Annotated in this window: 17 protein-coding genes; 12 read left to right on the top strand and 5 right to left on the bottom strand. The window is 67.8% G+C overall.

All coding sequences use genetic code 11. The annotated features are described in order from the left end of the window. Positions 1-3 precede the first annotated feature (3 nt). Both K8P10_RS11325 and K8P10_RS11320 read right to left on the bottom strand, forming a co-directional pair. Positions 4-312 (bottom strand): hypothetical protein, encoded by a 309-nt coding sequence (locus K8P10_RS11325; RefSeq protein ID WP_224779023.1) that lies wholly within the window; start codon positions 310-312, stop codon positions 4-6. Next, positions 309-1,832 (bottom strand): PspC domain-containing protein, encoded by a 1,524-nt coding sequence (locus K8P10_RS11320; protein ID WP_224779022.1) that lies wholly within the window; start codon positions 1,830-1,832, stop codon positions 309-311. The genes K8P10_RS11325 and K8P10_RS11320 overlap by 4 nt, the downstream gene beginning before the upstream one ends. 114 nt (positions 1,833-1,946) lie before the next feature. Between K8P10_RS11320 and K8P10_RS11315 the strand changes: the two genes are divergently transcribed. Both K8P10_RS11315 and K8P10_RS11310 read left to right on the top strand, forming a co-directional pair. After that, a complete protein-coding gene (locus tag K8P10_RS11315) occupies positions 1,947-3,293 on the top strand; it encodes an ATP-binding protein (RefSeq protein WP_224779021.1) in 1,347 nt (448 codons plus the stop codon). Then, positions 3,290-3,961: a response regulator transcription factor gene (locus K8P10_RS11310; RefSeq protein WP_224779020.1), complete on the top strand. Its 672-nt coding sequence runs from the start codon at positions 3,290-3,292 to the stop codon at positions 3,959-3,961. Before K8P10_RS11315 ends, K8P10_RS11310 begins: the two co-directional genes overlap by 4 nt. A gap of 24 nt (positions 3,962-3,985) precedes the next feature. Here the strand turns inward: K8P10_RS11310 and K8P10_RS11305 are convergent, their stop codons facing one another. After that, positions 3,986-5,500 carry a phospholipid carrier-dependent glycosyltransferase gene (locus tag K8P10_RS11305; RefSeq protein WP_224779019.1) on the bottom strand — a complete coding sequence of 505 codons (1,515 nt, stop codon included), beginning with the start codon at positions 5,498-5,500 and terminating at the stop codon, positions 3,986-3,988. Positions 5,501-5,566: 66 nt separating this feature from the next. Between K8P10_RS11305 and K8P10_RS11300 the strand changes: the two genes are divergently transcribed. From K8P10_RS11300 to K8P10_RS11275, 6 genes are all read left to right on the top strand, one after another. After that, positions 5,567-7,348, top strand: coding sequence for a proline--tRNA ligase (locus tag K8P10_RS11300; protein ID WP_224779018.1), 1,782 nt, complete (start codon positions 5,567-5,569; stop codon positions 7,346-7,348). Between the two features lie 186 nt (positions 7,349-7,534). Then, a complete protein-coding gene (locus tag K8P10_RS11295) occupies positions 7,535-7,828 on the top strand; it encodes a WXG100 family type VII secretion target (RefSeq protein WP_224779017.1) in 294 nt (97 codons plus the stop codon). Between the two features lie 62 nt (positions 7,829-7,890). Next, the gene (locus K8P10_RS11290) at positions 7,891-12,285 is read left to right on the top strand and encodes an FtsK/SpoIIIE domain-containing protein (protein WP_224779016.1); all 4,395 of its coding nucleotides are present in this window, start codon (positions 7,891-7,893) and stop codon (positions 12,283-12,285) included. Then, positions 12,282-12,602: a hypothetical protein gene (locus tag K8P10_RS11285; RefSeq protein WP_224779015.1), complete on the top strand. Its 321-nt coding sequence runs from the start codon at positions 12,282-12,284 to the stop codon at positions 12,600-12,602. The genes K8P10_RS11290 and K8P10_RS11285 overlap by 4 nt, the downstream gene beginning before the upstream one ends. After that, a complete protein-coding gene (locus tag K8P10_RS11280; protein ID WP_224779014.1) occupies positions 12,599-14,467 on the top strand; it encodes an alpha/beta hydrolase in 1,869 nt (622 codons plus the stop codon). The genes K8P10_RS11285 and K8P10_RS11280 overlap by 4 nt, the downstream gene beginning before the upstream one ends. 74 nt (positions 14,468-14,541) lie before the next feature. Further along, complete coding sequence (locus tag K8P10_RS11275) at positions 14,542-15,153, top strand: hypothetical protein (protein ID WP_224779013.1); 612 nt, start codon at positions 14,542-14,544, stop codon at positions 15,151-15,153. A 51-nt stretch (positions 15,154-15,204) separates the two neighbouring features. Here the strand turns inward: K8P10_RS11275 and K8P10_RS11270 are convergent, their stop codons facing one another. Next, entirely contained in the window at positions 15,205-16,506 is a 1,302-nt protein-coding gene (locus K8P10_RS11270; RefSeq protein ID WP_224779012.1) for a GNAT family N-acetyltransferase, read from the bottom strand. A 95-nt stretch (positions 16,507-16,601) separates the two neighbouring features. Between K8P10_RS11270 and nusA the strand changes: the two genes are divergently transcribed. From nusA to infB, 3 genes are all read left to right on the top strand, one after another. Next, entirely contained in the window at positions 16,602-17,600 is a 999-nt protein-coding gene (gene nusA / locus K8P10_RS11265; protein WP_224779011.1) for a transcription termination factor NusA, read from the top strand. A 14-nt stretch (positions 17,601-17,614) separates the two neighbouring features. Then, complete coding sequence (locus tag K8P10_RS11260) at positions 17,615-17,866, top strand: YlxR family protein (protein WP_224779010.1); 252 nt, start codon at positions 17,615-17,617, stop codon at positions 17,864-17,866. A 74-nt stretch (positions 17,867-17,940) separates the two neighbouring features. Continuing rightward, positions 17,941-20,688 carry a translation initiation factor IF-2 gene (infB, locus tag K8P10_RS11255; RefSeq protein WP_224779009.1) on the top strand — a complete coding sequence of 916 codons (2,748 nt, stop codon included), beginning with the start codon at positions 17,941-17,943 and terminating at the stop codon, positions 20,686-20,688. A gap of 73 nt (positions 20,689-20,761) precedes the next feature. On the opposite strand, the gene K8P10_RS11250 is transcribed toward infB, so the two are convergent. Next, positions 20,762-21,322: a DUF805 domain-containing protein gene (locus tag K8P10_RS11250; RefSeq protein ID WP_224779008.1), complete on the bottom strand. Its 561-nt coding sequence runs from the start codon at positions 21,320-21,322 to the stop codon at positions 20,762-20,764. A gap of 139 nt (positions 21,323-21,461) precedes the next feature. On the opposite strand from K8P10_RS11250, the gene rbfA reads away from it, so the two are divergent. Next, positions 21,462-21,902 carry a 30S ribosome-binding factor RbfA gene (gene rbfA / locus K8P10_RS11245; protein ID WP_224779007.1) on the top strand — a complete coding sequence of 147 codons (441 nt, stop codon included), beginning with the start codon at positions 21,462-21,464 and terminating at the stop codon, positions 21,900-21,902. Positions 21,903-21,924: the final 22 nt, after the last annotated feature.

The following is a 21,924-nucleotide window of genomic DNA, read 5'->3' as shown; positions in this document are numbered from 1 at the left end:
GCGTCAGCGGCGGCCGCGCAGGATCACGGCCACTGCGACGACCAGGAGCAGTGCTCCGAGTCCCAGCACGACGCCGGTGACCCACATACCGGGGTCGACGGTACCGGGGGCGAGCGTCTGCTGGAGTACCACAGCGCAGAAGGCCAGGATGAGGACGCCCCAGACGATGGTTCCCGTGCTCGCACCCGATCGTTTGTCGGGCGCCGGGTCCGCGTCGACGGCGTGCGGCTCAGCGGGCTGCGGCCCAGCGGGTTGCGGCTCAGCGGGCTGAGCGTCGGCTGGCTCGGGTGGTTCGAGTGGAGTGGTGTTCATCGCAGTGCCTCCTCGGATGCGAGTGTGGTCATGGGTGCCGCGTCGGCGGTCGTGACATCGACGGGATCGTCGGAGATGCGGGCGGTGCCGAACGCGAGTCGGATCGTCACGTGGGCCGCGTCGTCCGAGGCGGAGGCTCGGGAACCGGTGACGGGGGAGCCTGCGGTGATGGTGCGGTGCAGGAGCACCCCTGAGCTCTGTCGTCCGTCGGAGTCGGTGCCGCGTTCGGTGATGTTGCCGGCCAGGAGGCGGACATCGACGATGGTCGGGCGATCCTCGGGGAGGAGGAGGCGCGCCTGCCCGGCGAGCACCCAGATCTCCGTGTCGACGGCGCTGGTGCTGTCGTCCAGGTCTGAGAGGTCGACGGTCGCGTTGCCCGCGATCATCGTGACGCCGGGAGCGTCGCCGTCAGACGAGATTGTGACGGTGCGCTGCCCGAACGGCTGGAACGCGGAGCCGGACGGGAAGATGGCGGTGAAGAGCAGTGCGACGACCCCGCACCACGAGAAGAAGACGAGGATGCCGCCGTCCTTGCCGCGAGCGCCCGCGACGATGAGGGAGAGCCCGATGACCGCGAGTGCGATCACGCCGCCGACCACGTACGCAAGCCAGGTCTGACTGGCATCACCGGAGAGCGGAAGCGCGACCCAGCCACTGAGGACCGCGGCCACTGCGGTGCCGCCCGCGAGGAGCGCGAACGCCAGGGTGAGGAGGATGTGGCCCGCTCCCAGTCGCCTCGCCCGGTGCCTGGCGGTGCTCTCGGCGCTCACCCGTTCACCCCACTCGGCCGCGCGACGGCCGACGTCTTCGCCCCACTCACCGGCGCGCTGGCCCATCTGCTCGCTCCACTGTGCCCAATCCCTGGACGGCTCCGCAGCGTCGCCCGGCGGCGGAGGGTTCGTCGACGCCGACTTCGGACCGGTGGCGTCGCCGCCCGCCTCGGCACCTGCGTCGCCAGGTGCGTCAGCCGGCCTCGCCTGCCGCCCGGGAGCCCCAGGTCCGCTCGTGAAGAACCACACGATCAACCAGATCGCTCCGCCCACGAGCGCGGTCCACCACAGGACGGCGAACAGTGCGGAGATCCAATCGGGCATCCCCCAGACGTCCCAGAGGGCGAAACCTCCGAAGGGGAGGCCGACGATGCGCAGGAGGACCGGGAGCACGATGACCGCCGCGAGCACGACTGCCGTGATCAGTACCCCGGTCGACGCTCGCCCCCGGACGATGTCCTCCAGGTGAATGCGGCCGGTATGGTCGGGCATGAGCAGCCAGCCGAGCACGTAGAGCAGGATGCCCGGGCCGCCGAGTACGGCGAGGACGAGGAAGACGCCGCGCACGATGAGCGGGTCGATGCCGATCTTCGCGGCGATACCCGAGGCGACGCCGGCGAACCAGCGATCCTGAGCGCGCGAGAATCCGAGGCCGCGGATCCAACCGAAGAAGCCTTCGGCAGGTCGTTCGGATCGCCCGAACTGCGGGTCAGGGGGAGTCTGGTCCCCGGGAGGCTGTGATGCGTTCATGTCTTCGAGTCTGCTGTCGGAGCGCTCGCGTCGCCATCGGGGTTCCCCCTGACCCGACCCTGATTCCTCGCCGTGAACGATGCGGGTGAGCGCTCGGGGTGCTTGGATGAGAGGGTGAACAGACCACCGCTGACGCGCCCGCGCACCGACCGCATCATCGCGGGTGTCGGTGCGGGGCTCGCCAGGCATCTCGGGTGGGAGCCGGTGCAGGTGCGCGTCGTCCTCGCGGCGCTCGCGCTGCTCGGGGGTGCGGGCGCCCTGCTGTACGCATGGTTGTGGGCGACGGTCCCCGAGGAGGGCGAGGTCGACGGTGTCGTCCCGCTGCGGCGTGCTTTCACCCGGCCCAGCGGAGCAGGATCGGCGGGAGCCGCGGCGGTTTCAGCAGAGCCCGGCCCCTCTCCCGCTGCCGCGGTTCCTCCCGCCGCTGCACCCCGTGCGAGCACGAATGCTCCTGCGACTGCGACCGCGAGGGTGGTCAAGCGGCGGATCCCGGTGGCCGAGGTCCTGCTCGGGCTCGGCCTGCTCGCGGTGGGGGTCGCGCTCGTGCTGATGCGTCTCAACGTGGACGTGCGTCTCGACCTGATCCTGCCGGCATTCGCGATCTGCGTCGGCGTCGGACTCGCGTGGTGGCAGATCGCGGACCGCGCGCGACCCGACCGCAGTGCTGTGCCTCGCGTGCTGGCCGCGCTCGCGCTGGTGGCGGTCGGCGTGCTCATGTTCTTCGTCACGGCGCGTCAGCCGAATGCGTGGACCGTGATCGCGGCGGCGATCTCGGTGCTGCTCGGGGTCGCGCTCGCGATCGCGCCGTGGCTCCTTCGGCTGAACCGGGAGCTCATGGCTGAGCGTGCTGGCCGAGCGCGAGAGGCTGAGCGCGCGGAGATCGCCGCCCACCTCCACGACTCGGTGCTGCAGACGCTCGCGCTGATCCAGCAACGCTCCGCGGCCGGGAGCGACGTGGATCGTCTCGCTCGCAGCCAGGAGCGGCAGCTCAGGGAGTGGCTCTTCCAGACGGGGGACGGCGCGCCGGCGCGCGACCGCGACGCGGTCGATGTTGAGCTCAAGTCCCACGCCGCAGCACTGGAGGAGGTGCATGCCGTGCGGTTCGAAGTCGTCGCAGTGGGCATCGGGCCGGGGGTCGACGCCCCGGAGCCACTCGTCGCTGCGGCCAGAGAGGCCATGCTGAACGCTGCGCGTCACGCCGGAGGAACCGTGACGGTGTATGTCGAGGCGGCGCAGGATCGCGTCATGATCGACGTCACCGATCGCGGGCCGGGCATCGACCTGGAGGCGCTTCCAGAGGGTCGGATGGGAGTGCGCGAATCGATTCTGGGTCGCATGGAGCGCGCGGGTGGGTCGGCGAGGATCGTCGCCGGACCAGGCGGATCCGGCACCTCCGTCAGGCTGTCGGCACCGCGGTCGAGTTCGACGAGTCAGCCGGAGCAAGGAACGGAGTCCACGTGAATTCCAGCGAACAGCCCATCAGGGTCGTGATCGTCGACGACCACCAGATCTTCCGAGCCGGCCTGCGCGCCGATCTCGGAGCTGACCTCGAAGTCTCCGCCGAGGCCGCGACCGTCGACGAGGCCGTGCGGGTGATCCGAGAGACCGAGCCGGATGTCGTCTTGCTCGACGTGCACCTGCCGGGTGGCGCCGGCGGCGGCGGAGCAGAGGTGATCCGAAGTCTGCAGGGGGTCATCGACCCCGCACGCACACGGTTCCTGGCGCTCAGCGTCTCCGATGCCGCGGACGACGTCGTCTCCGTCATCCGCGCCGGTGCACGCGGGTATCTTACGAAAGCCGCGACGGGCGCCGAGGTGGCGGACGCCGTCGCGCGCGTCACAGCGGGGGATGCCGTCTTCTCACCCCGCCTCGCCGGCTTCGTGCTGGACGCGTTCGGCGCGGGGATCGGGGAGACCGCTGTGGTGGATGACGAACTCGATCGCCTCTCCGCCCGTGAGCAGGAGGTCATGCGCATGATCGCTCGCGGCTACGCCTATAAAGAGGTTGCCGCGGAGTTGTTCCTCTCCGTCAAGACCGTGGAAACCCACGTGTCGAAAGTGCTCCGCAAGCTGCAGCTGTCCAACCGGCACGAGCTCACCGCCTGGGCGCTCTCCCGCAGACTGCTCTAATCCATCGAGCCGGCTCGCGGGACGTTACACCCAGTCGGGCAGCCAGAGGTGCAGCCGCCAGAACATGCTGCTCACGGGCATGCCCGACCAGAGGGGGAAGAAGAACAGCGACACCGCCACGGAGACGACCACGAAGATGGCGACGGCGATCCTGCGCCCCATGAGGGCACCCGGGTCGCGCTCGAAGCGGAGCAGACGGTGCCCCGGCGATTCCGGGGCGCGGATGAGCTCCGCCAGCAGCAGTGCGAGCGCGATGGCCGCGAAGGGCGTGAGGACCACGGCGTAGAACTGGAAGACCGCGGAGCGGGACACCGTGAGTACCCAGGGCAGCCACCCCGAGAGGTAGGCGACGACCGTGAATGCGGCCGCCCCGACGAGGGGGTTCGCGACCAGGCCGCCGCCGCGGTGCCTGAGCGCCCGGACTCCCGCGATGCCCACGACCGCAGCGAGCACGAGCAGTGCGACGACACCGCCCCACGTCACCAGCAGATTCGGCAGCGGCGAGACGACCGAGAGCCAGTCCGAAGCCTCGCCGGCCGGTCCCGCCGTCCCGTCTCCAGGGGCAGGGAGGGTGGATCGGCGCATCGCCGTCGGGATCAGGCCGAGCGGCCAGGTCCACGGCGACGAGTCGTAGGGGTGCGGGGCCGAGAGTGTGCTGTGCCACTCGAGCATCTCCGCATGGTACTGCCACAGCGCCGCCCACCAGGTGGGGGCGCTGTCGCGTGCGTGACCACCCGGGGTGATGATCCACGCCGTCCACGTCGCGACGTAGGCGGCGACCGCGACGACGAGCGCCCCGATTCCGGTGACCAGCGTGCGGAAAGCGGCGCCGAGCCACGGGTGCCGCGCACCGGTGCGCCGGGCCACCAGAACGTCGCTCACTGCGATGAACAGGAAGAGGAACACCATGGGGTAGATCCCTGACCACTTGATCGCCGATGCCGCACCGAAGCACACCGCCCCCGCGACGAGCCAGGGTCTGAGCCACCAGCGTCCTGCCCGATCCCGCTCGTGGTCCCGCCACAGGCACAGTGCGCCCGCCACGATCGCGCAGGTCAGCGGTCCGTCGAGGAGCCCCACGCGGGACAGCGTCACGTGGACTCCGTCGATCGTCAGTAGTAGACCCGCGAGGCAGGCCGTCACGACACTGCGGCTCATCCTCCAGGCGAGGCGCATGGTCAGCGCGACCGAGATCACACCCGTGAGTGCGACCGCGGAGCGCCAGCCCCAGCCGTTGTCCGGCCCGAAGAGCAGGATCCCCAGACCGATGATCCATTTGCCGAGCGGCGGGTGCACCGCATTCGCCGGCGACTCCGAGAACCCCGTTGCCCGTCCACCGGCGAGACTCGGCTCGCGATCCGGCCAGACCGTCGGGTACCCATGCGCGAGCTGGCTGATCGCATCGCGGACGTAGTAGACCTCGTCGAAGACGAGCGTGTCAGGGCGGCCGAGCGCCCAGAATCGGAGCAGCAGCGCCAGGGCGAGCACCGCTGCGGGTCCCAGCCAGCGCTGGCGGAGCAGGGACGGAACGGCGGTCACGCGACCAGCTTACGAGTCGCCGTCGTGCGGCCTCGCGCAGCCGCGCGACGGACTACGATGGAACCCGTGCTTACTCGTCTCAGCAACTACTTCTTGAAGACCCTCCGCGAGGATCCCGCCGACGCCGAGGTGCCCAGCCACAAGCTGCTGGTCCGGGCCGGATACCTGCGCCGCCAGGCGCCGGGAGTGTTCGGGTGGATGCCGCTCGGACTGCGGGTCAAGGAGAAGATCGAGCGCGTGGTGCGCGATGAGATGCTCGCCGCAGGGGCCCACGAGGTGCACTTCCCGCCGCTGCTCCCGCGTGAACCGTACGAGATCTCGGGCCGCTGGGAGGAGTACGGCGACGCGCTCTTCCGTCTGCAGGACCGGCACGGTGCCGACTACCTGCTCGCACCGACGCACGAAGAGGTCTTCACCCTCATGGTGAAGGACATCGTGAGCTCGTACAAGGAACTGCCGCTGACGCTGTTCCAGATCCAGGACAAGTACCGCGACGAAGCGCGTCCGCGCGCCGGGCTGCTGCGCGGGCGCGAATTCACCATGAAGGACGCGTACTCCTTCGACGCCTCCGACGAGGGGCTCGCGCAGAGCTACCAGCGTCAGCGGGACGCCTACGAGCGCATCTTCCAGCGGCTCGGCCTCGAGTACGTCATCGTCTCCGCCGATGCGGGAGCCATGGGCGGGTCGAAGAGCGAGGAGTTCTTGCTGCCGACCGCGATCGGCGAGGACACGTTCGTGCGGTCGGCCGGCGGTTACGCGGCGAACGTCGAGGCCTACGTCTCCACCGCTCCAGAACCGCTGCCGATCGAGGGGCAGCCTGCGGCGCACGTCTTCGACTCGCCCGATACGCCCACGATCGATACCCTCGTCGCGCACACCAACGAGGTGCTGCCCCGTGAAGACGGCCGTGCGTGGACGGCTGCGGACACCCTGAAGTGCCTCGTCTTCGCCGTCACCGATCTCGAGGGCAACCGCGAGCTCGTGGTGGTCGCGATCCCCGGCGACCGCGACGCCGACATGAAACGCGTCGAGGTCGCCTTCCCGAACTGCGAGGTCGAGCCGGCGACGCCCGCCGACTTCGCGCAGCACCCCGGCCTGGTGAAGGGGTACATCGGGCCGACGCTGATCGGCGCAGACGGCTCGGCGACGCCGGTGCTCGGCGAAGCGGGATCCACGCGGATCCGCCTCCTGCTCGATCCCCGCATCGTCGACGGCACCACCTGGGTGACGGGTGCGAACGAGGACGAGAAGCACGTCGCATTCCTCGTTGCGGGCCGCGACTTCAGCGGCGACGGCGTGGCAGACATCGCCTCGGTGCGCGACGGCGACCCGGCCCCGGACGGCTCGGGGCCCATCGAGACGGCACGCGGTATGGAGATCGGGCACGTCTTCCAGCTCGGCCGCAAGTACGCCGAGGCGCTCGGGCTCAAAGTGCTCGACGAGAACGGCAAGCTGGTCACGGTCACGATGGGGTCCTACGGCATCGGCGTCACGCGGATCATGGCGATCCTCGCCGAGCTGAACCACGATGACCGCGGTCTGATCTGGCCGCGCGAGGTCGCCCCGTTCGACGCGCACCTCGTCGCGACGGGCAAGGACCCCGCGATCCACGAGGCGGCCGAGACTCTCGTCGGTGAACTGGAGGCTGCCGGTCTCGATGTGCTCTTCGATGACCGCCCCAAGGTGTCGCCCGGCGTGAAGTTCGGCGATGCCGAGCTGCTCGGCGTGCCCCGCGTGGTGGTCGTCGGGCGGGACGCGCCTGAGGGGCTCGCCGAGGTCTGGGACCGCGCCGCCGGTACTAAGGAGAAGATCGCCCTCGCCGACGTGCCGGGGTGGCTGGCCGCTTAGACCTGCGTTCTACCGGTCGTCCCCAGGCCGCGCTCGAATACACTTCGGACGCCACCTGGGGATAACTGTTTCTGCACGCAGTGTTTCGATAAGCTGAACCCGTTCGGTCTTCCGCCGGGCAAGGCCACGGTGGCCGACGCGAACTGAGGGGGTTCTTCGCGGCATCTTCGCAGTACTGGAGTAGAAATGTCGAACATTCGGGTGAGCTATGCAGAGATCGAGGCGGCCGCGGCGCGTCTGGGGTCCGGCCGCGACGAGATCATCGAGAAACTCAACCACCTGCAGGCGCTGATCGGCGAACTCGTGTCGTCGGGGTTCGTCACCGATCTCGCATCGGTGCGTTTCACGGAGTCCTACACCCAGTACACGCAGTCCGCGCAGCAGACAGCTCAGCACCTCACGGACATCCAGGGATTCCTCCAGCAGACCGCGAATGCCATGCGCGACATGGACGCGGAGATCGCGGCACGCATCGCCTAGGCCCGGTCATGCAACGGCAATTGCGATTGCGCGTACGCGGGAGCGGGGGAGCGCGCCACGTTGTGGCCGTCTCGCACGAGAAAGGCGTGCTGGTGCGCGACGTCGCGCACGCGTTGATCCGACGCTTCCCCGAAGAGGCGACGGCGGCGGATCCCGAGATCTCTCATCGTCGCGGAACCCTTACCCTGATCGGCCAGTCAGTCGACGGCGACGCCCTTGAGATGCTCGATCCCGGGGCACCGGTCGAGCACTCCGGAGTGCAGTCGGGGTGGGAGGTCAGTGTCATTCGCGAGTTCGCGACGGCGGTGGCCTCCGCGACGCGCGTGACACCGATCCTCGGCGTCGCGGAGGTACTGGATGGTGCTGGTCGGGGCGACCGGTTCAGCCTGGTGGCGGGGGCGAACTCGGTGGGCAGGGGAGCACGCAACCGGATCCGGCTCAGCGATCGGAGCGTCTCCCGTCGCCACTGCGTGATCGACGTGGGCGATCGAGCGGTGATCCGGGATCTCGCCTCGGTGAACGGCGTCATCGCCGATGGGGTTCCCGTGCCCTCGGTCGCGGTTCCCGCGCAGGGAACCCGCGAGGTGCGCATCGGAGACGTCGGTCTCCGCATCCGCATCGACGCGCTTGCCCATGTCCCGTCCGCGGTCGAAGGGACAGCTGCAGTACCGCCGCGTTCGACGCATGAGGCGCATACCCCGCCGCCGCGGGTCGTGCCCCGGTTCGCGGCAACCGAGCGCGTCCTTCCGAAACCGCCCGCCCGACCGGCTCCGGCCCGGGTGCCGCTTGCGGCGATGATCGCGCCGGCGGTGCTCGGGATCGCCATGTGGTTCGTCACGGAGTCGGTCACCAGCCTCGTGTTCGCCGCGCTGTCGCCGGTGCTTGCCGGCGCGGCATGGGGAATTGAACGAGTCAGCAGACGAGCGGGTGAGCGGCACGAGGGGGCGAGATTCCAGGCCGCGATCGCAGGTGAGCGTCAGGAACTCGCCGCCGCGCAGGAACAGGAGATCGTCGCGAGGACGTCTGCGGCTCCGGCGACTCCCGAGATACTGCGGGCGGTGCAGTACCGGACCCGACTGCTCTGGACGAGACGCGTCGAGCACGAGACCTTCCTCATGGTCAGGCTCGGCACCGGCAGGGCAGTCAGCCGCACACGGCTCACAGCGCCGGAGGACGGGAGTGCTGACGAGCGAGCGCAACTCAATGCTCTGGTCAGCGACTTCGCGTATATCGAGCCGGTACCGATCGTCGAGCGCCTGACGGAGGCGGGCGCGGTCGCGGTCTGCGGAGTCGGCGAGGAGACGCTGGGAGCGGCTCGGGCGCTCATCATGCAACTCGTCGGCCTGCACAGTCCCGCAGACCTCCAGCTGGCGGCGTTCGCTGACGCCGCGACCGGATTGGACTGGGCGTGGCTCGGCTGGCTCCCGCACGCCGATGCGGCGGCGAGCGGACTCGGCGTCACCCACCTCGTCGATGACGCGGCCGGAGCGTCCGCCCTCATCTCGGCGCTCGAGAAGGAGCTCTCGCGACGGGCCGACGCCGAACGGACGAAGTCACCGATCCTCGTGGTGCTCGTGTTGAGCGACGCGCATGTTGCTCGCGCACGCCTCCTTCGCATCGCGGAGCACGGCCCCGACGTGGGAATCCACAGTGTCTGGGTGGTGCGGCACAGCTCCGATGCGCCGGCAGCCTGCCGCACCTACGTCGAGTGCGACAGCGCATCGGGTCGAGTCGGTTCAGTACGCACGGGAAACACCGTCCCACTGCGAAGCGTGGAGTCGGTCGACGCGGATGCGGCCGAACGGACCGCCCGGCGCATGGCCCCGCTGTTCGACGCCGGTGCTCCGCCGGCGATGTCCGAGGGGCTCCCTGCAACCGTGGAACTGCGGGACCTGCACGAGGTCGATCTCACGGCAGGAGCCGAGGCGATCCTGCGCGGGTGGCGCGCCACCGAATCGGTACGCGCAGATTGGCACCCCGGCCGCCATCGGAACCCGTCGCCGCTCACCGCCACCCTCGGACAGGGGGCGGGAGGACCACTGCAGATCGACCTGCGTGCGGACGGCCCGCACGCGCTGGTGGGTGGGACCACAGGGTCGGGCAAATCCGACTTCCTGCAGACCTGGATCATGAGCCTCGCGGCGAGTCTCAGTCCTGAACAGGTCACTTTCCTGCTGTTCGACTTCAAAGGCGGGGCGGCGTTCGCCGCCTGCGCATCGCTCCCGCACACCGTCGGGCTCGTCACCGACCTCTCAGCGGACCTCGTCCATCGAGCGCTAACGTCGCTTCGAGCGGAACTGCGTTATCGGGAGGCACTGCTTGCCGAGGCCGGTGCGAAAGATCTGCTGTCGCTCGAACGCGTGTCGCACACCGCCGCGCCTCCGGCCCTCGTCATCGTGATCGACGAGTTCGCGGCACTGGCGAGTGAGGAACCCGAATTCGTCGACGGTGTCGTCGACATCGCGCAGCGCGGCCGTTCGCTCGGGCTGCACCTCATCATGTCGACGCAGCGGCCGGCGGGTGTGATCACCGATAATCTGCGGGCGAACACCCGTATTCGGATCGCGCTCCGTATGGCCGATGAACGCGAGAGCAGGGATGTCATCGGCACGACGCACGCCGCGGAGATTCCGCTCACCGCTCCGGGCAGGGGAGCGGTCCGGTTCGGCACCGACGCCCCTGTGCTGTTTCAGACCGGGCGGCTGGGCGGCGCGGGTCAGTCACGACGAGCCAGGGCCACGGTCTCGGTCACGGGGCTCGGGTTCGGGGAACGAGAGGCTCCAGGATCGGCGGTCACCGCCGAGTCCGAGAACCGACCGGACCGCGTTGACGAACTCGAGCGACTTCGCCTCGCGATCGGTGGGGCCGCGGAAGCTGCCGCCGTACCCGCCCCGCGGAGGCCCTGGCTCGACCCGCTTCCCCGCGTTCTTCTGCTGGACGAAGTGCCTCCCAGTCCGCCGGAACGTCGAGCCGGAGCCGTCGTGATCGGGCTGGTCGATCTTCCGGAACGGCAGCTGCAGCCGGTGCTCTCGATCGACTTCCCTGCGGTCGGTCACGTCGCGATCATCGGGGCGGGTGGCACCGGCAAAACCTCCGCGGTAGTCATGATCGCGTGCGAACTCGCTCGAGCCTCATCGCCGAAGCACCCGATCGAGATCTATGCCATCGACGCTACGGGCGGGGAACTGGAGTGCCTCTCACCGCTCCCGATGACGGCGGCCGTGGCGTCCATCTCGAACATGGAACTGGTGACGCGCATCATCGACCGACTCCACTCGCTCTTGGACACGCCGTGCAACGGCCGGGTGAGCGCCGTGCTGATACTCGAGGGTCTCAGCGCTTTCCGCGAGGCGACCGAGTCGACCGCTGTCTCCACGCCGCTGTATGCCCGGTTCGCCGAGCTCGTCGCTCGGGGACGGGCAGCGGGCGTGCACGTCGTCCTCACGACGGATCGACCGGCGGCGATACCCGCCGCGCTCGCAGCACACCTCGAAATGCGGCTCGCGCTCCGCCTCGTCTCCGAGAGTGATCAGGCGCTTCTCGGCCTCCGTGTCGGAGGACTCGATGACGCCCCTCCGGGCAGAGGCTTTATCCTGGGTTCGCATACGACGTTTCAGCTCGCACTCCTCGCCTCTCCTGAGGAAAGACGGGGGCTTCGGCAGGTGGTCGCGCGCTGCGCGCAGGATCTGGAATGCTCGGGCCACCGGAGAGTGCCGCGTCTGCGCAACGCTCCGCGGCGCATCAGCCTGGCTGCGCTCCCGGTCACGCTCGACGAGGCACCCGTGATCGGCATCGAAACCGCTGGACTCTCTCCGGTGACGATGCCGACCAGAGGTCTCTGCCTCGTTGTCGGACCTCCGTCCAGCGGGCTCACCACCGCGCTGCGCACCTGCGTCACCGCCTGGGCTCGCTGGTCCAGTAAGTGCGGATCGACGGCGGAGACGGTGCTGCTCAGCTTCGGTCGGTCCGGCCTCAGCGGAGCATGTGCCTGGAACCGAACGGCGGTCGGAGCCGTCGCCGTCCTGCCCGTGGTCGAGGAACTGCTCGCCGCGCTCGACGGCGCTGCACGGGAACAGCCCGAGCCGACGTGTTCGAGATCGGCGTTGCGAACCCTGATCGTGGTGGAACGCTCGGCCGAATGCGACGATGAACGAGTCCTCTCCCGACTCGCGGCACTGGTGGGCGCTATCAAGCGTTCCGACATGGTCATGCTGGTCGAGAGCGATCCGGGTGCCGCGCCGTACCCGTTCGGTGCAGCGATTCGGCACCCGAGATGGGGGATCTCGCTGAAACCCGACCCGGCTGACGGAAGCGGACCCTTTCGAGAATCGCTCCCCCGCCGTGCACGGGACGAGGATCCTCCAGGGCGCGGTCTGCTGATTCGTACGGGCAGGGTCAGTGAGGTTCAGATCGCTGATCCATCGGAAGTCTGGGAAGCAATGGGTGCCGAGGGATGAGCGATCAGTTGGTTCTCGTCGAAGCCCACTCTCGGACCGCTGTGCGGTGCCTCACCCGCGCCGCACAGCACCTCGAGACCCGGCGCGAGATTCCCGCGCTCGCCGCAGAAACGTTGACGGCCGGCACAGGCGCGAGGATCGGGAACTTCATGCGCTCGTTGGAAGACGCGCGGTCGGCTGTCGCAGTCGCCGGGGGGAGCGCAGCGCGCATCGTGGCTGCATCGATCCGGGATTCGGACAGCGTCGATCGATCGATCTCGCAAGCGCTCGGCACAGGGTTCGCGACCGCGAACGAGTTCGGCGGAGGAGCGCGATGACCACCCTTCCCACTGCAGCGGACGTGTTACCCGACCCATCGCCGATCATCGGCAGCGCTGAGGAGTTCGAGGCGGCCGCAGGCTTTGCTGCGGACCTCGATGCTCGATTCCGTCAGGCGGAACGCGAGTTCGAAGGGGCAGCGGGGGAATTGAGCCAGCAGCACTCTCGTCACACGAATGAGATGGTGCGGCGTCTCCGCACCACGGTGATCTCGGGCTGTCAACTGTCGGGGGACACGGCTGCGGAGGGACGGCGAGCACTGCTAAGACACGCCGACGCGGTTGCCCAGACGCATCGCGAAGCACGGGCCGTCATCGAGTCCGTCGAGACGGGGATCGCGCACATGGCTGGTGCCTCTCAAACACTCAGCGAGGTCGCGACAGAACTCGGCTGCTCCTGTGAACTCTCATGGCGAGAGCCTGCGCCGCCGGTTCCACCGGTGGGAGCGCCTGCGGCGGGGCGCGGAGCCGCACTGGGTGTTGGTCCACTGGTGTTGGAATCGGGCCGCTCCGGCGTGCTCGAGGCCCGGTGGCGCGGCGCCGCTGCGGTCTGGAACGACGCCATTGAGATGATGGCCATCGCCGTGCGGCGCTGGGAGCGCCTGGTCGAAGAGCGTCGGGAAGCCGAACGGACGCTCGTGGCGAGCCTGAGTCGCACGGCGCTGGGAGCGCTGATCCTGCAGGGCGACTCCCATACGACACGAGAGAACGCCGTCTCGGCGACGGTCGCCGGATTCTCGAGCGGCAGGGTGCTGCTCGGAAGCGAGGCCTTTGCTGCGTTGGTGGGAGGGACGCTCGCTCCCACTGAGGCCGCGCGGGTGTGGAACGAGATCGTCGCCACCCGGTCCGCCGAGGAAGTGAACGCCCTCATCGATGAGCACTGCTGCGAGCTCGCGAGCGTGGACGGCATTCCCTTCTGGGTCATGAACCGTGCGGCGAGAGCTGTTCTCGCATTCGCACTCGAGACGGGCCTCGGCGAGCGCCGACAACGCGGTCGGCTCGCGGAGGTCGCGGCACGTATGGGGTTCACCCCGCGGGAGATCGACCTGCGTCAGTTCGGGGAGGAACTCAGTGGAATTCGACGTGATCTCGAGCGGGCGGAACGTGCTGGTGGGGGAGAAGTACAATTGCTCGATCTCGGCAGACATGACGGCGCGCTGACGGCAGCCGTTTCGTTCGGCAATCTGGATCGGGCGTCCCGCGTCGGGGTGCTCGTCTCCGGCATGAAGTCGGACGTGAGTGGCATCGAGGATGCGTTCAAGGCATTCTCACGGATCCGCAAAGGGGATCCGGGGATCGGAATGGTCACCTGGGTGGGCTACCGATCCCCGGGACTCCTCGAGGAACCGTTCCAGGCGCGTGCATCCGCCGGCCGATTGTCGTTGGCGTCGTTTCTCGATGGGTTGAGCGCGGCCCGTGTGGATGAGCCGCCGCTCCGCACGGTACTCATCGGACACTCGTATGGCTCGAACACGGCCGCTGAGGCTCTGAAGATCACTCGAGAGCCGATCGACGCCTTTGTGACCATGGGGTCCGCCGGGCTGAAGCCCGGAACGGTCACCGAGCAGCTCCACGCTCGCGAGATCTACGCGACGCACGCGGCCCAGGATCGCATCGCCCCCATCGGCATGAGCCTGCACCTCTCCGAACCGGGTCCGCGTGTAGACCCGCGGAACCTGGACGGCGTCCGTGTGCTCTCGGCGGAGGAAAGTGCGGGAGGGCGCGCGGTGTCGAGCCACCCTCTGAACCCCGGATCGTCGAACTCGGTGGGTGGCCAGGCTCGGGAACGAATCGGGTACCTAGACCCGACATCCAGAACCGTTCACGAGCTCAGCCGGGTTCTTGAAAACAACGTCAAGGAGTGAATTTGGTCAAGGTCCTTCGAATATCGAGCTGCGCTTTTCTCTTTGCTCTTCTCGGGTTACTACTTGGATGCTCGATGAGCGTCGACGCGGATGGAGCAACGTTGGAAGAATCTCAACAACTTGGTGACAGAGAAGGCTACGAACTTGCGTCCCGACGTTACGTTGAGTTCAACGAGTTCTTAGCCAAGGAACAGGAGTTCATACATCGAGGGGATTGGAACCTTTCAGGTGTGCGCAACGAAATCTTTCCGTTCGACGGTGGTGGCATGAGCGCATCTCAGCGTGGAATGAACGCGGACAATAGTTACTGTTTCGAAGCCACTCGAACTACTCAGCTCAAATCGAGCATTGCTCGGATTCTGGAGAAAACAGAGGAACGCTGGCAGCTGCGTGGATGGAGTGTCGAGGAGTATCGCAGTGAGGTCGATGGCAGTTCACGAGTCTCAGCATTCACAGATACGGGCGCATGGATCTCCATCGAGGAAGCAACGAACGGGGTGCTACTCGCTGCTTATTCACCCCCATACTGGGGCGAGTATCTCCCGCTCGCTGACGACATTCACGAGCGATACGAAGCGGAGAAGGCACGTGGCGAGCACGCCCGATACGACATCGAAGAGGATGAGCACCTCTCCCTGCTACCCGGCGACTACCGACCGTTCCCCCGGTGGGACGCAGTCGAGTGAAGGTGATGCAGAGGTCGCGTGAGGACACCCGACAATCTCGCCCCGCAGCACCTAATAGCTGATGCTCAACTGCGGTGCCCGCCAACTGTGCAGCGCTGCGGCAAGCGCACGAAGCGCCGGTTCAGGCCCGCGCACGCGCCCCGCATCAGCCAAGGCACGCACCGCGACGCCACCGAGATACAGCGACGAGAGCTCCGCCACCCCCAGCGAAACGCGAGGCAGATCCGAGTCCGCCGCCGACGTCACCGTAGCCGCACCCGACGCGTCGGCCTCAAGACGCCACGCGCCCGCGGCATAGCCGTGCGAGTCGGACACGTCGAGAACCACCGACACCGGAGCGGAATACCCGCGAGCGGTGAGCGCCGCGGGCACATCCAGAATTCGCAGCCACTCGAAATCGCGACCCTCAATGCTGACCGCGCGGGTATCAGCGACCAGCCAGGGGAGCGGATCATCGACGGGGCGGTGATCCGCCGTCACCTGATCCACCAGGTCGTACTGCACCGCGAACCGCCAGAGCGCCGCCTCCGCCTCAGGCGTTTCCGCGGCGAGGAAACGGACATCGAGCCGCGTCGGACCCGTTTCGGGCTCGTACACGCGATATGCCAGGGCGCCCCGCAGCTGCCCGGAACCATCGACGAAACGGACACCCCTGACCCGCTTGCCATCCTCTTCCCCCGCAGCCAGGCCGGCGAACTCCCTCCACCGCTCAGGCCAACCCGGCACATCACCCGGCCGGGCGAGGCGACCCGCCTCGTGCACCTCTCCCATCGCGACAGCGAGCTCTTCTCGGTCGATGAACTCGAGACGACCATCGGTCTCGGGGCCGACCCACCCGGCACGGCGCGTGTCGACGGTGAGCCGTGCTCCGGTCGTCGCGATCCCGAATCCGTACCGACCGTAGATCGTCGCCTCCGACGCAGTCAGGCCCGCGAGCGCGACGCCGGATTCCGAGGCATCGCGCAGCTCTCGTTCGAGCATCGTGCGGGCGATGCCGCGGCGGCGGTGCGTCGGTGCGACGGTGACAGCCGAGATGGCCCACATCGGTGCGCTTCCGCCGGGGACGGTCACATCGGTGACCCAGGATCCGACGGTGGCGACCGGAACCTCGGGGTGCGGAAGCGACGCATCGAAGACCGCGATATGCCGACGGCCCTGGATTGTCGAGCGCTGCGCGGCGAGTTCCGCATCGGTGGGCTCGCCCATGAGGAAGCCCCGAGCGCCTGCCCGGGTCACCGCGTCGACACCGGCGAGGTCATCTTCCGCGATGACCCGATACTCGAGGCCGCCGCCGCCGTCGACGGCGGGGCGGGGCTGACGGTTCGCGGGTGCGGAAGGAGGTGTCTGAGCCATCTCTTCAGACTAGGGGGAATGTCTCGGCAGTGTGCGGTATCCTGGGGGATTGACCCGTGAACCGTGCGGGCCGGACATGTGAATAGGAGGGCACCGTGAAGATCGATCTCGCGATGCTGCGTGGACTTGAACGCGAAAAGGAGATTCCTTTCGAGGAACTCGCCGAAATCATCGAGCAGGCCATCCACTCCGCCTACCTCAAGCACCAAGAGAACCAGAACCGCACCGTTCCGAACGAGAAGGATGTGCGGGTCACTCTCGATCGGAAGACGGGCGACATCTTCGTCTACGTCCCCGAGTTCGACGACGACGGCCAGATCATCGGCGAGGCGCTGCTGACCACCGACGAGTTCGGTCGCGTCGCATCCGCCGCGGCGAAGCAGGTCATCAACCAGCGTCTCCGCGACCTGTCCGACGACGCCGTGCTCGGCGTATTCAAGGACAAGGAGGGCAAGATCGTCTCCGGCGTCGTCCACCAGGGGCCGAACCCGCGCATGGTGCACGTCGACCTCGGTGAGATCGAGGCGATCCTGCCCCCAGAGGAGCAGATTCCGGGCGAGGACTACTCGCACGGCACACGGCTGCGCGTCTACGTGACGAGCGTGTCGAAGGGGACGAAGGGCCCGCAGGTCACCGTCTCCCGCACGCACCCCGGACTCGTGCGTCGACTGTTCGAACTCGAGGTTCCCGAGCTGACCTCCGGCGCCGTCGAGATCGTGGCGCTCGCTCGCGAGGCCGGGCACCGGAGCAAGGTTGCCGTTCGCGCCAAGGAGTCCGGGATCAATGCCAAGGGCACCTGCATCGGCGAGATGGGGCGCCGTGTGCGTGCCGTGATGTCGGAACTCGGAGAGGAGAAGATCGACATCGTCGATTACTCGTCGACGCTGCCGGTGTTCGTGGCGAACGCGCTCTCCCCGGCGAAGGTGACCGATGTCTTCATGCTGAACGAGTCGCTGAAGCAGGTCCGCGCACTGGTCCCTGACTTCCAGCTGTCGCTCGCCATCGGCAAGGAAGGGCAGAATGCTCGCCTCGCTGCGAAGCTCACCGGCGCTAAAATCGATATCCAGCCGGATTCAATCATGGAGTCCGACTGACTGCTAAGATAGTTATGCTTCGAACCTGTGTGGCGTGCCGCGAACGCGCGGAACGAGGGGATCTGCTCCGAGTTGTCGAGAACCGAGGTCAGCTCATCGCTGACGAACGGGCGGTACTTCCCGGCCGCGGATCCTGGGTCCATCCCACCGCACAGTGTTTGACGACTGCGATGTCGCGCGAAGCATTCGCGCGTGCATTGCGAGTGTCGGGGAAGCTCGACACTGGCCCACTAGAGAACAGGCTGAAATCACTCATGGATAACTGATGAGCGGCTCAAAATGAGGTCCGTCCGATAATTATGGTTCTCGCCTGTCTGGCGTGAACCCAGACAGGAGAAATGTGGCAAACCCACGCGTACACGAGATCGCTTCGGAGATCGGTGTCGATAGCAAGGTCGTTCTGGCCAAGCTGAAGGATATGGGCGAGTTCGTCAAGGCGAGCTCGTCGGCCGTCGCGCCCCCGGTCGCCCGGAAGGTGAAGGCTGCCCTTGAGGCAGACGGCGTCACCCAGGGCGGCAACGCCCAGGCGAGCAGCGACACTGAAAAGAAGTCCAGTGCTCCGAAGCCGGGCGCGAAGCCCGGTCCGAAGCCCGCAGCGAAGACCGCGAAGCCGGCAGCAGAGGATGCAGCCGAGACGAAGCCGTCATCGCCCCCGAATCCCGGTGGCACCGCGCCGAAGGCCGGTTCCTCCGCCCCGAACCCCGGCGCAACTGCGCCGAAGCCGGGCAGCACCCCGCCCAATCCCGGTGCTGCGGCTCCGAAGCCGGGTGGATCGGCGCCGAAGCCCGGAGCTGCGAAGCCCGGTGCGAAGCCTGGCGCTGCGAAGCCCTCGGGCCCGCGTCCGGGCAACAACCCCTTCGCGTCGAGCCAGGGTATGGGAATTCCGCGGCCCCCGAAGCCGGGCAACAACCCGTTCAGCCCCTCGCAGGGGAGCCGTCCGGGGAATCGCCCGAATCCCGGCAACATTCCGCGGCCCGCTCCGCGCCCCCAGGGTGCCGGTGCAGGTCGTCCCGGCGGCGCAGGTCGTCCCGGTGGCGGCGGACGTCCCGGCGGCGGTGCAGGGGCTCGTCCCGGCGGCGGTGCCGGTGGTGGCTTCGGCGCTCCGCGCCCGGGCGGCGGCTTCGCCGGCCGTGGCCGCGGTGGTCGCGGTGCGGGTACGGCCGGCGCGTTCGGTCGTGGCGGCTCCAAGAGCAAGGCACGCAAGTCGAAGCGGGCGAAGCGGGCAGAATTCGAGATGCGGGAGGCGCCGTCGCTCGGCGGCGTGAGCATCCCCCGCGGTTCGGGTGACACCCCCGTCCGTCTGCGTCGTGGAGCCTCGCTCGCCGACTTCGCCGAGAAGATCGATACGACCGCGTCGAACCTCGTCACGGTGCTGTTCCACCTCGGTGAGATGGCGACCGCGACCGAGTCCCTCGACGAGGGCACTTTCCAGGTGCTCGGCGAGGAGCTGGGCTACAAGATCCAGATCGTCTCGCCCGAGGACGAGGATCGCGAACTGCTCGAGGGCTTCGACATCGACATCGAGTCCGAGCTCGATGAGGAGAGCGACGAGCAGCTGCAGCCGCGGCCCCCGGTCGTCACCGTCATGGGTCACGTCGACCACGGTAAGACGCGACTCCTCGACGCAGTGCGTCAGGCCAACGTGGGCGGCGGTGAGGCCGGCGGCATCACCCAGCACATCGGTGCCTACCAGGTGCACACGGAGCACGAGGGCAAGGATCGCGCCCTGACCTTCATCGATACCCCGGGTCACGAGGCGTTCACCGCCATGCGTGCCCGTGGTGCGCAGGTGACGGACATCGCGATCCTGGTCGTCGCTGCCGATGACGGCATCATGCCGCAGACGATCGAGGCGCTGAACCACGCGCAGTCGGCAGGTGTGCCGATCGTGGTCGCAGTGAACAAGATCGACAAGGAAGGCGCGAACCCGCAGAAGGTGCGCCAGCAGCTGACCGAGTACAACCTGGTCGCTGAGGAGTACGGCGGCGACGTGATGTTCGTCGATGTCTCCGCGCGCAACAACGTGGGCATCACTGAACTGCTCGACGCCGTCCTGCTCACGGCTGACGCCGGTCTCGACCTGCGTGCGAACCCCGACAAGGACGCCCGCGGCGTTGCGATCGAGGCTCGCCTCGACAAGGGTCGCGGTTCGGTCGCCACGGTGCTCATCCAGTCGGGTACGCTGCGCGTCGGCGATGCGATCGTCACCGGCACGGCCTACGGTCGTGTCCGGGCGATGATCGACGAGAACGGCGAGTCCGTGACCGAAGCCGTGCCGTCGCGTCCGGTGCTCGTGCAGGGTCTGTCGAGCGTGCCGCGCGCGGGAGACAACTTCATCGTCACCCCCGACGACCGCACCGCACGCCAGATCGCCGAGAAGCGTGAGGCAGCGGAGCGCAACGCTCAGCTCGCCAAGGCGCGCAAGCGGATCAGCCTCGAGGACTTCACGAAGGCGCTCGAGGACGGCAAGGTCGAGTCCCTCAACCTCATCATCAAGGGAGACGTGTCCGGTGCTGTGGAGGCACTGGAGGAGTCGCTCATGAAGATCGAGGTGGACGACTCGGTCCAGCTCCGGATCCTGCACCGCGGCGTCGGCGCGATCACTGCCAGCGATATCGACCTGGCCACGATCGACAACGCCATCGTCCTCGGCTTCAACGTCCGTCCCGACGTCAAGGCGCGCGAGCGCGCCGCCCGCGAGGGGATCGACATCCGGTTCTACAACGTCATCTACAACGCGCTCGACGACATTGAGAGCTCGCTCAAGGGCATGCTCAAGCCCGAGTACGAAGAGGTGCAGTCCGGTGTCGCCGAGATCCGCGAGGTGTTCCGCTCCTCGAAGTTCGGCAACATCGCCGGTGTCATCGTCCGCAGCGGAACGATCACGCGCAACGCAAAGGCCCGTGTCATCCGCGAGGGCGTTGTCCTCGCAGACGGCCTCGCCATCGAGTCGCTGCGTCGCTTCAAGGACGACGTCACCGAGGTGAAGACCGACTTCGAAGCCGGTATCGGCCTCGGTAAGTTCAACGACATTCAGATCGGTGACGAGATCGAGACCACCGAGATGGTGGAGAAGCCCCGGGCATAGCCCGCGGTGCAAGAAAGGGCCGGTCGGCAGTGGGATCCACTGCCGACCGGCCCTTTCTTGTCTGCGAGACGCGTTAGCGGCCCTGATCGAACCGCTGGCCCTCAACCTTGGACGGGAGGAGCAGCAGAACGAGCAGCACGATGCTGCCGACCGTCGGGATGAACGACAGGAAGAAGAACGGCCCGGCGAAGTTGCCGTCGTGCAGACGACGCCACGTGATCGCGAGCGTCGGCACGAGGATCGCGAGTGAGATGACCGTGCTGAGGCCGCCGCCGACGAACATGAGGATCGCACCGGTGCCCGCGGCAGCCTGGTCGACCCCGCTGGTCGTGAGGTTGCCCATGCTGTCGTACGACATTCCGGCAGCGGTCGCGGACGCCGCCATTCCGATACCGACGAACATGAGGATGCCGGGGATCAGCAGCACGAGCACCTGGAAGAGCGCCACCCACCAGTACTCGCTGCGGGACGCACGTCCCGTGAAGTTCGCGTACTGCTTGAAGAAGCGCTTGATGGCCTGGCCGAATGAGGCGCCGTAGTAGGGGAGCGTGACGTCGTCGACGTTCGTGGTTCCCAGCGGTTGCTGCGGCTGCTGCGGCCCCGGCTGGTACTGAGGGGCGGATGGGATAGTCATGATGAGTCGCTTTCTCCTGGATGCATATGCCGTGTGATACGAGCGGGTCCCCACCCGTACGCACCGACTATTGCATCACACTCTGCGTCGATATGCGGGCGGGTCAGTGGCGCGTCCTCACCGCGGTAGGCTTGATGTCATGAGCAATCCACGTGCCGGCAAGGTGGCAGAACGCATTCAGCAGATCGTCGCTCGACGACTCGAGAAGGGTTTGCGGGATCCGCGGCTCGGATTCGTCACCATCACCGATGTGCGCGTGACCGGCGACCTGCAGCAGGCGAGCATCTTCTACACGGTCTACGGCTCGGAGGCGGAGCAGGCTGATTCCGCGGCTGCATTGAAAGCGGCGACGGGTATGCTGCGGACCGAGGTCGGCAAGCAGCTCGGCACTCGCCTCACCCCTGCGCTCGAGTTCATCCATGACGAACTGCCGGAGTCTGCGCAGCACCTCACCTCCCTGCTGGATGAGGCGAAGCGTCGCGACGCGGAGTCAGCGGCCCTTGCCGAGGGAGCCGAGTACGCCGGTGACGCGGACCCGTACGAGAAGCGGGACGCTGAGGCGGAGGACGAGAGGGGCTGACCGACGCGTCGGTCGCTACCGG

This window comes from Leucobacter sp. Psy1, assembly GCF_020096995.1.
Classification (GTDB): domain Bacteria; phylum Actinomycetota; class Actinomycetes; order Actinomycetales; family Microbacteriaceae; genus Leucobacter.
Note: the sequence above shows the minus strand (reverse complement) of the source record. Positions and strands in the feature narration are given on the sequence as shown.

Coding starts and splice junctions, on each gene's coding strand:
- K8P10_RS11325 (WP_224779023.1), bottom strand. CDS start 312: ATGAACACCACTCCACTCGAACCACCCGAGCCAGCCGACGCTCAGCCC.
- K8P10_RS11320 (WP_224779022.1), bottom strand. CDS start 1,832: ATGAACGCATCACAGCCTCCCGGGGACCAGACTCCCCCTGACCCGCAG.
- K8P10_RS11295 (WP_224779017.1), top strand. CDS start 7,535: ATGTCGAACATTCGGGTGAGCTATGCAGAGATCGAGGCGGCCGCGGCG.
- K8P10_RS11285 (WP_224779015.1), top strand. CDS start 12,282: ATGAGCGATCAGTTGGTTCTCGTCGAAGCCCACTCTCGGACCGCTGTG.
- K8P10_RS11280 (WP_224779014.1), top strand. CDS start 12,599: ATGACCACCCTTCCCACTGCAGCGGACGTGTTACCCGACCCATCGCCG.
- K8P10_RS11275 (WP_224779013.1), top strand. CDS start 14,542: ATGAGCGTCGACGCGGATGGAGCAACGTTGGAAGAATCTCAACAACTT.
- K8P10_RS11270 (WP_224779012.1), bottom strand. CDS start 16,506: ATGGCTCAGACACCTCCTTCCGCACCCGCGAACCGTCAGCCCCGCCCC.
- K8P10_RS11260 (WP_224779010.1), top strand. CDS start 17,615: ATGCTTCGAACCTGTGTGGCGTGCCGCGAACGCGCGGAACGAGGGGAT.
- K8P10_RS11250 (WP_224779008.1), bottom strand. CDS start 21,322: ATGACTATCCCATCCGCCCCTCAGTACCAGCCGGGGCCGCAGCAGCCG.
- rbfA (WP_224779007.1), top strand. CDS start 21,462: ATGAGCAATCCACGTGCCGGCAAGGTGGCAGAACGCATTCAGCAGATC.